We start from the raw sequence: 8559 nt of genomic DNA, 5'->3' as shown, positions 1-8559 counted from the left end.
CCAAGGAGTTTTCCGTTTCGACTGCGCCGGAAGTGGGGCGAATTATAGACAGATATAAAACGCCGTCAATCCCTTTCGTTCACATTTCTGTCATATCGGTCAAAAAGGCCGCAAAAGCACAAAAACCGGCCCCATGGGGCCGGCTTTTACCTACTACGCCTTAAAGACTCGGGAAGGCGAACTGCGACGCTTCATGGCTGGCCCGCTGCGGCCAACGCTGGGTTATCGCCTTGCGACGGGTATAGAAACGCACCCCATCCGGCCCATAGGCATGCAAGTCGCCAAACAGCGAACGCTTCCAGCCGCCAAAGCTGTGGTAGGCCACCGGCACCGGCAGTGGCACGTTCACGCCGACCATACCCACTTCGATCTCATCACAGAACAGCCGCGCCGCTTCACCGTCACGGGTAAAGATGCAGGTGCCGTTGCCATACTCGTGATCGTTGATCAGCTGCATCGCCGCTTCCAGGCTGTCCACTCGCACCACGCACAGCACCGGCCCGAAGATCTCTTCCTTATAGATGCGCATTTCAGGCGTCACGCGATCAAACAGGCTGCCCCCCAGGAAGAAGCCCTCTTCATGCCCGGCAACACTCAAACCACGGCCGTCGACCACCAGCTTGGCACCCGCCGACACACCGTCTTCTATATAACCACTGACCTTGTCGCGCGCCTGGCCCGTCACCAACGGCCCCATATCCAGGCCGCAAGAGGTGCCCGCACCAATCTTCAGTGCCTTGACCTGCGGTACCAACTTGGCGATCAATGCATCTGCCACCTGGTCACCCACGCACACGGCCACCGAAATCGCCATGCAACGCTCACCGCAGGAACCGTACGCTGCGCCCATCAAAGCGCTGACCGCGTTATCCAGGTCCGCATCCGGCATCAGTACCGCATGGTTCTTCGCCCCGCCCAGCGCCTGCACGCGCTTGCCGCGCTTGGTCGCTTCGGAATAGATGTACTCGGCAATCGGCGTCGAACCCACAAAACTCAGGGCTTTGACTTCCGGCGCTTCGATCAGCGCATCCACTGCGCCCTTATCCCCATGTACCACGCTCAGCACGCCTTTGGGCAAACCGGCTTCCTGCAACAGCTGCGCGATCAGCAGCGTGGAGCTTGGATCACGCTCCGATGGTTTCAGGATGAAACAGTTACCGCAGACGATTGCCAACGGGTACATCCACAGTGGCACCATCGCCGGGAAGTTGAACGGGGTAATACCCGCCACCACGCCCAACGGCTGGAAGTCCGACCAGGCATCAATGTTCGGCCCCACGTTACGGCTGTACTCGCCCTTAAGAATCTCCGGCGCCGAACACGCGTATTCCACGTTCTCGATACCGCGCTTCAGTTCACCGGCGGCGTCTTCCAGGGTCTTGCCATGCTCCTCGCTGATCAACTGCGAGATACGCGCTTCGTTCTGCTCCAGCAATTGCTTGAAACGAAACATCACCTGGGCACGCTTGGCCGGCGGCGTGTTACGCCAGGCCGGGAACGCCGCCTTGGCCGAGTCGATCGCCTGTTGAATGGTTTCACGGCTGGCCAATGGCACCTGGTGAATAACCTGGCCGGTGGAAGGGTTGTACACGTCGGCACTACGGCCGCTGTCATTGACCAACTCACCGTTGATCAAATGCTGGATAAGGCTCATGCAGGGCTCCTGAAAAGTTGTTCTATATAGAAGGAGAAATCAGTCGATTTTGTTCAGCACTTCGCCGACCGCATCGAACAAACGATCCAGGTCCTGCGGCTTGCTGTTGAAGGTTGGCCCGAACTGCAGGGTGTCACCGCCAAAGCGTACGTAGAAACCAGCTTTCCACAAGGCCATGCCAGCCTCGAATGGACGCACGATGGCATCACCGTCACGCGGGGCAATCTGGATCGCGCCGGCCAGGCCGTAGTTACGGATGTCGATCACATTCTTGCTGCCCTTCAACCCGTGCAGCGCATTCTCAAAGTGCGGGGCGACTTCGGCTACGCTCTGCACCAGGTTTTCCTTCTGCAACAGGTCCAATGCCGCCAAGCCAGCCGCGCAAGCCACCGGGTGCGCCGAGTAGGTGTAGCCGTGGGGGAATTCCACCGCGTATTCCGGCGTCGCCTGGTTCATGAAGGTCTGATAAATCTCGCTGCTGGCAATCACCGCGCCCATCGGGATCGCGCCGTTGGTGACTTGCTTGGCGATGCACATCAGGTCCGGCGTCACACCAAAGCTGTCGGCGCCGAACATCGAGCCGGTACGGCCGAAACCGGTGATCACTTCGTCAAACACCAACAGAATGTTGTGCTGGTCGCAGATCTCACGCAGACGCTTGAGATAACCCTGCGGCGGCACCAGCACGCCGGCAGAACCGGCCATCGGCTCAACAAACACCGCAGCGATGTTCGACGCGTCGTGCAGCTCGATCAACTTGAGCAGCTCATCGGCAAGGGCGATGCCGCCCTGCTCCGGCATGCCACGGGAGAAGGCATTGCTCGCCAACAACGTGTGTGGCAGATGGTCAACGTCCATCAGGCCCTGACCAAAGAGTTTACGGTTGCCGTTCACACCACCCAGGCTGGTCCCGGCAATGTTCACACCGTGATAGCCACGGGCGCGGCCGATCATCTTGGTCTTGGTGGCCTGGCCTTTCAGGCGCCAGTAAGCACGCACCATCTTCACTGCGGTATCGGCGCACTCAGAGCCCGAATCGGTGAAGAACACGTGGTTCAGGTTGCCTGGGGTCAGGTCGGTGATCTTTTCCGCCAGCTGGAAGGACAACGGATGACCGTATTGAAAGCCCGGGGAGTAGTCCAGGGTGCCCAGTTGCTTGGAGACGGCTTCTTGAATCTCCTTACGGGTATGCCCGGCGCCACAGGTCCACAGGCCCGACAACGAGTCGTACACCCGGCGGCCCTTGTCATCAATCAACCAGCTGCCTTCAGCGCCGACGATCAGGCGCGGGTCACGCTGGAAATTACGGTTGGCCGTGTAGGGCATCCAGTGCGCATCCAACTTCAGTTGGCTGGCCAGGGACGATGGGGCGTTTTCGGGCATGTTCATCAGCAAAACCTCGCAGGGCAAAAGGCAGCGTCGGGATTGAAAAGCGTTGTTGCAGCTAAATTGCCACGGCGATAAAGTCGGTGAAATTCAACTCTTCTAACCTTCAGTCAGGCCTTCACTAAACTATGAGCAGCCGTCGACCCGATCCCCTCGCCCAAGTCAGCGACTTCGATATCCGCCTTCTGCGTATCTTTCGCAGCGTGGTGGAATGCGGTGGCTTCTCGGCGGCCGAAACCGTGCTCGGCATCGGCCGCTCGGCCATCAGCCAGCAAATGAGCGACCTGGAGCAACGCCTCGGCTTGCGCCTGTGCCAACGCGGCCGCGCCGGTTTCTCACTGACTGAAGAAGGCCGCGAGGTCTACCAATCAGCGCTGCAACTGTTAAGTGCCCTGGAAAGTTTTCGCACCGAGGTCAACGGCCTGCATCAGCATTTGCGCGGCGAACTGATCATTGGCCTCACCGACAACCTGGTCACCCTGCCCCACATGCGCATCACCCACGCCCTGGCGCAGTTGAAGGAGCGCGGCCCGGACGTGCAGATCCAGATCCGCATGATCGCCCCGAATGAAGTGGAACAAGGTGTACTCGATGGCCGCCTGCATGTCGGCGTGGTGCCCCAGGCGAGTGCCTTGTCGGGCCTGGAATACCAACCCCTGTACAGCGAACGCTCGTTGCTCTACTGCGCGGTCGGCCACCCGTTGTTTTACGCGGACGACAAGCAACTGAACGACCCACGTATCGACAGCCAGGACGCCATCGCCCCGACCTTCCGCTTGCCCGCCGAAATCCAGGCCCATTACCAGGCCCTCAATTGCACCGCCAGCGCCTCGGACCGTGAAGGCATGGCGTTCCTGATCCTCACCGGTCGCTATATCGGCTACCTGCCCGACCACTACGCCAGCCTGTGGGTGCAACAAGGCCGACTGCGCGCGCTGAAACCGGCTACACGTTTTTACGATTTAAGCCTCGCATCGGTCACGCGCAAGGGCCGCCGCCCTCATTTGGTGCTGGAAAGCTTTCTGGAGAGTCTGGCGGCAACGCGCTAACTCGGGCCTCTCGCTAAAAGCTGAGCAACTGGACAGCTTTTTGCAAGGAAGCCAGGACCTTGAACCGTCCGCCCTGAGTTTGCCTGCCATGCCACCAGAAACCTCTAGCCTCAACGACCTGATCTACGGCCTGAACGACCGCCCGAAACCACTGCCCGCGCTACTGGCAGCCTTGCAACATGTGCTGGCAGCCTTCGTCGGCATCATCACCCCGCCACTGATCATCGGTTCTACGCTGGGGCTCACCGCCCACTTGCCCTACCTGATCAGCATGGCGTTGATGGTGTCCGGGGTAGGCACCTTCATCCAGGCACGCAGGCCATTTGGTATCGGCGCCGGCATGATCTGCCTGCAAGGCACCAGCTTTGCGTTTCTCGGTGCAGTGTTGTCCGCAGGCTTTTTGGTGAAGCAACGCGGCGGCAGCCCGGAAGACATCATGGCGATGGTCTTCGGCGTGTGCTTTTTCGGCGCAGCGGTGCAGATCGTGTTGAGCCGTTTTATCGGCCAATTGCGCCGTGTGATCACGCCCTTGGTCACCGGCATCGTCATCACCTTGATCGGCATCAGCCTGATCAAAGTCGGCATCACCGACCTGGGCGGCGGTTTCAATGCACCCGACTTCGGCGCCCCAACCAATCTGGCGCTGGGGTTGTTCGTCGTGTTGACGATCATCTTGCTCAACCGCTCGAACACCCCATGGGTGCGCCTCTCGGCAATCATCGTTGGCCTGGCCCTCGGCAGCCTGGCCGCTTGGTTCAGCGGCAAGCTGGTACCCCAAGCCTTGCCTGACTTGCCATTGATCAGCGTGCCCGTGCCGTTTCGCTTTGGATTCAACTTCGACTGGAGCGCCTTCCTGCCCATCGCACTGATTTATCTGATCAGCAGTATTGAAACCGTTGGCGACCTGACCGCCAATTGCATGATCGCCCGCCAGCCCATCAGCGGCCCTTCTTATATAAGCCGACTCAAGGGCGGCGTATTGGGTGATGGCGTCAGTTGCATGATCGCCGCCACTTTCAGCGCATTCCCCAACACCACATTTGCGCAGAACAACGGCGTGATCCAACTCACCGGCGTGGCCAGCCGTTACGTCGGCTTATACATTGGCGTGCTGCTGTTCTGTCTCGGCTTGTTTCCGCTGATCGGCGCGGTGCTGCAGCAAATCCCCAAACCGGTATTGGGCGGCGCCACCTTGGTAATGTTCGGCAGCGTGGTCGCCGCCGGCGTGCGCATTCTTGCCCAGGCGCCGCTGGACCGGCGCAGCATGCTAATCATCGCCACCTCGTTCGGCGTCGGCCTGGGCATTGCCGCCCAGCCCAACCTGCTGCACTTGATGCCCACTCTTGTGCAAAACCTGTTCGACTCGGCCATCACCAGCGGCGGCCTGACGGCCATCGTGTTGTGCCTGTTATTGCCCGAGGCCAAGGCGACTGCCGTTGGCGCAAACCACGCCCCGGAAAGCGACACGCTGGAACCGCTTTGACGGTTTTATTGCATCGGGACTTGTCTGAGGCTTGAGGGTGGGTTATCTGTGCACACGTCGTCTCTATCGATCAGCACGGAAACCTCCATGAGCCTCGAAGTTCCTGCCCACAGCAACCACGCCGGTAAACCTGCCAGCCGCATTCGGCAAAAGAATGAACAAGCGATTCTCCAGGCGGCTGAAGACGAATTCGCGCGCCATGGCTACAAAGGCACCAGCATGAACACCATTGCTTCGAGTGCCGGCCTGCCCAAGGCCAATCTGCATTATTACTTCACCAACAAGCTCGGCCTGTACATCGCAGTACTGAGCAATATCCTCGAACTTTGGGACAGCACCTTCAACGCGCTGACCGCCGAGGACGACCCCGCCGTCGCGCTGACACGCTACATCCGCACCAAGATGGAATTCTCCCGGCGCCACCCGCAAGCCTCGCGGATCTTCGCCATGGAGATCATCAGCGGCGGCGAATGCCTGACCGAATATTTCAGCCAGGACTACCGCGCCTGGTTCAGTGGCCGCGCGGCCGTGTTCCAAGCCTGGATCGAGGCCGGCAAGATGGACCCCATCGACCCCGTACACCTGATCTTCCTGCTGTGGGGCAGCACCCAGCATTACGCCGACTTCGCCACCCAGATCTGCCGCGTCACCGGTCGCACCAAGTTGACCAAGCAGGACATGGAAGACGCCGGCACCAACCTGATCCACATCATCCTCAAAGGCTGCGGCATCAAGCCGGCCCTATAAACGAAGCGACTTATGCCTTTCACGCTGACCGGCCTTTGCGAATTTCGTGAAGAAATACGCAAAAGCCGCTTTATCACCCTGGCCGCGCCGATCTCCAGCGCGCAAGACGCCCAGGCGTTTTTCGAGCAACACAGCGACCTCAACGCCACGCACAATTGCTGGGCCTGGAAGCTCGCCGACCAGTACCGCAGCAACGACGATGGCGAACCCGGCGGCACGGCCGGGCGGCCGATCCTGGCCGCCATCGAAGCCCAAGGCTTTGATCAGGTCGCCGTGCTGGTGATTCGCTGGTACGGCGGCATCCAGCTGGGCACCGGCGGGCTGGCCCGCGCCTACGGCGGCGGCGCCAACAAATGCCTGCAGAATGCCGAACGCATCGAGCTGATCAGCCGCGTGCCGCTGAGCTGTGCCTGCAGCTTCTCGGAATTGAACCTGGTGAAGCTGCGCGTGGCCGAACTGGGCGGGCTGGTGGTGGAAGAAACCTTCACCGCCAACGGCGTCGAGCTCCAGCTGGCACTCGGCGAGGCGCACATCGACACGCTGCAAACCCAGCTAGCCGACCTCAGCCGTGGGCGCATCCTGCTCGAACGCTGAAACTGCCCACATCTACTGTGCACCTGCCTGTGGATAACCTGAGCACACCCGCCTGTAACCCTTCTGTCATAAGGGCTTACGGGCGCCGATCATTTTTTGATCAGTATTCACCGGGAGTAATTGCGCAACGCCCCACAGCACTTCCAACAGCAGAATTATCCACAGCACCGACGTGGCGCCGTGCATCAACGCATACACCTGCCAAGTCGCAAACAGACCACGGCCGGCCGCGTCATACAGCCCGAATTGGCGTTGAGGGTCGCGAATACGCAGGACTGCCCACACGCACACGATCGAGCCGAGCAGGTTGGCCATCAATACGTGCGCAGGCAGAAACGTCGGTAGCTCGCCCGGCAGGTTCAAGCCCTGCAACAGGCCGTGCACCAATGCAAAACTCCACGGCGTGACAAACGCGGCGGTGATGATCAAGTCATACCAGGCGCTGGCCCGCACCAGTGTTCGGTAGTGTTTTTGTGTCCACATAGCAGCAAGCTCCTCAATTCAAGAAGCCAGCAGGCTAAAGCCTGGAGTATGCTCCAAGGTCAAGCCCTCTCGAGCCCGCCCCATGCGTATCGGCGAATTAGCCCAGGCCAGCCAGGTCAGCCGCGACACTTTGCGCTTCTATGAGCAGCGCGGGTTGATCGCCGCGCAACGCAGCGCCAATGGTTACCGCGACTACCCGCCGGACATGCTGCAACTGGTGCTCTATATCAAGACTGCGCAGCGCCTGGGTTTCAGCCTCGGCGAGATCGGCACCAGCGTCGCCGCCTTATGGCAGGCGCCCGATCCCGACGCTGCCGTCACACAATTGCTGCAAGACAAGCTCAACCTGATCGACACCCGCATCACTGAACTCGGCCATCTGCGCCAGGAGTTGCAGCAAAGGCTCGGGCAACGTTGTCCACTGAATCCGTGAACCTCCACTCCAAAGGAAGCCTTTCATGTCTACGCCAAAAACCGCACTGATCATCGGCGCCTCGCGCGGCCTGGGCCTTGGCCTGGTCAAGCAACTGCTGCAGGACGGCTGGGAGGTGACCGCCACCGTGCGTGACCCGAACAAGGCCGATGCGCTCAAGGCCGTGGGCCAGGTGCAGATCGAGAAGCTGGACATGGACGATCAGCAAGCCGTGATCGCCTTGGCGCAACGCCTGAAAGACCGCACCTTCGATCTATTGTTCGTCAACGCCGGGGTCAAAGGTCCTGCCAATCAGGAGCCGGGCCACGCCACCCTGGCGGAAGTCGGCCAACTGTTTTTCACCAACGCCGTGGCGCCGATCAACCTGGCCCAGCGTTTTGTCGGGCAGATCCGCAAAGACACCGGCGTGCTGGCATTCATGAGTTCGGTGCTGGGCAGCGTGACCATTCCCGATGGCTCCGACCTGGCGCTGTACAAGGCCAGCAAGGCTGCACTCAACTCCATGACCAACAGCTTTATCACGCAGCTGGGTGACCATAAACTCACCGTGCTGTCCCTGCATCCGGGCTGGGTGAAAACCGACATGGGCGGTGAAAACGCGCACATTGATGTCGACACCAGCGTACGCGGCCTGGTGGATCAGGTGAATGCCTACACCGGCAAAGGCGGCCATCACTTCGTGGACTACAAAGGCGACACCATCGCCTGGTAAACCATGGTCAACAGGTGG

Annotated in this window: 9 protein-coding genes; 6 read left to right on the top strand and 3 right to left on the bottom strand. The window is 60.3% G+C overall.

The features are described 5' to 3' along the window. Positions 1-160 precede the first annotated feature (160 nt). Positions 161-1654 carry a CoA-acylating methylmalonate-semialdehyde dehydrogenase gene (locus tag K0H48_RS28545; RefSeq protein ID WP_124416352.1) on the bottom strand — a complete coding sequence of 498 codons (1494 nt, stop codon included), beginning with the start codon at positions 1652-1654 and terminating at the stop codon, positions 161-163. A 39-nt stretch (positions 1655-1693) separates the two neighbouring features. Continuing rightward, positions 1694-3043: an aspartate aminotransferase family protein gene (locus K0H48_RS28540; RefSeq protein ID WP_058419411.1), complete on the bottom strand. Its 1350-nt coding sequence runs from the start codon at positions 3041-3043 to the stop codon at positions 1694-1696. Positions 3044-3168: 125 nt separating this feature from the next. On the opposite strand from K0H48_RS28540, the gene K0H48_RS28535 reads away from it, so the two are divergent. From K0H48_RS28535 to K0H48_RS28520, 4 genes are all read left to right on the top strand, one after another. Continuing rightward, positions 3169-4089: a LysR family transcriptional regulator gene (locus K0H48_RS28535; protein WP_219337596.1), complete on the top strand. Its 921-nt coding sequence runs from the start codon at positions 3169-3171 to the stop codon at positions 4087-4089. An 88-nt stretch (positions 4090-4177) separates the two neighbouring features. Continuing rightward, positions 4178-5572 (top strand): uracil-xanthine permease family protein, encoded by a 1395-nt coding sequence (locus K0H48_RS28530; protein ID WP_219337595.1) that lies wholly within the window; start codon positions 4178-4180, stop codon positions 5570-5572. Between the two features lie 87 nt (positions 5573-5659). Continuing rightward, positions 5660-6319 carry a TetR/AcrR family transcriptional regulator gene (locus K0H48_RS28525; RefSeq protein WP_017134724.1) on the top strand — a complete coding sequence of 220 codons (660 nt, stop codon included), beginning with the start codon at positions 5660-5662 and terminating at the stop codon, positions 6317-6319. Between the two features lie 12 nt (positions 6320-6331). Further along, the gene (locus K0H48_RS28520; RefSeq protein ID WP_219337594.1) at positions 6332-6913 is read left to right on the top strand and encodes a YigZ family protein; all 582 of its coding nucleotides are present in this window, start codon (positions 6332-6334) and stop codon (positions 6911-6913) included. Between the two features lie 66 nt (positions 6914-6979). On the opposite strand, the gene K0H48_RS28515 is transcribed toward K0H48_RS28520, so the two are convergent. Continuing rightward, complete coding sequence (locus K0H48_RS28515) at positions 6980-7396, bottom strand: hypothetical protein (RefSeq protein WP_219337593.1); 417 nt, start codon at positions 7394-7396, stop codon at positions 6980-6982. Positions 7397-7478: 82 nt separating this feature from the next. Between K0H48_RS28515 and K0H48_RS28510 the strand changes: the two genes are divergently transcribed. Together K0H48_RS28510 and K0H48_RS28505 are read left to right on the top strand one after the other, a co-directional pair. Continuing rightward, a complete protein-coding gene (locus K0H48_RS28510) occupies positions 7479-7829 on the top strand; it encodes a MerR family transcriptional regulator (protein ID WP_069786917.1) in 351 nt (116 codons plus the stop codon). 25 nt (positions 7830-7854) lie between these two features. After that, complete coding sequence (locus K0H48_RS28505) at positions 7855-8541, top strand: SDR family oxidoreductase (protein WP_138816994.1); 687 nt, start codon at positions 7855-7857, stop codon at positions 8539-8541. Positions 8542-8559: the final 18 nt, after the last annotated feature.

The sequence above is a fragment of the Pseudomonas sp. Xaverov 259 genome (assembly GCF_019352915.1).
Classification (GTDB): Bacteria; Pseudomonadota; Gammaproteobacteria; order Pseudomonadales; family Pseudomonadaceae; genus Aquipseudomonas.
This window is presented reverse-complemented; position numbering and strand designations above follow the sequence as displayed.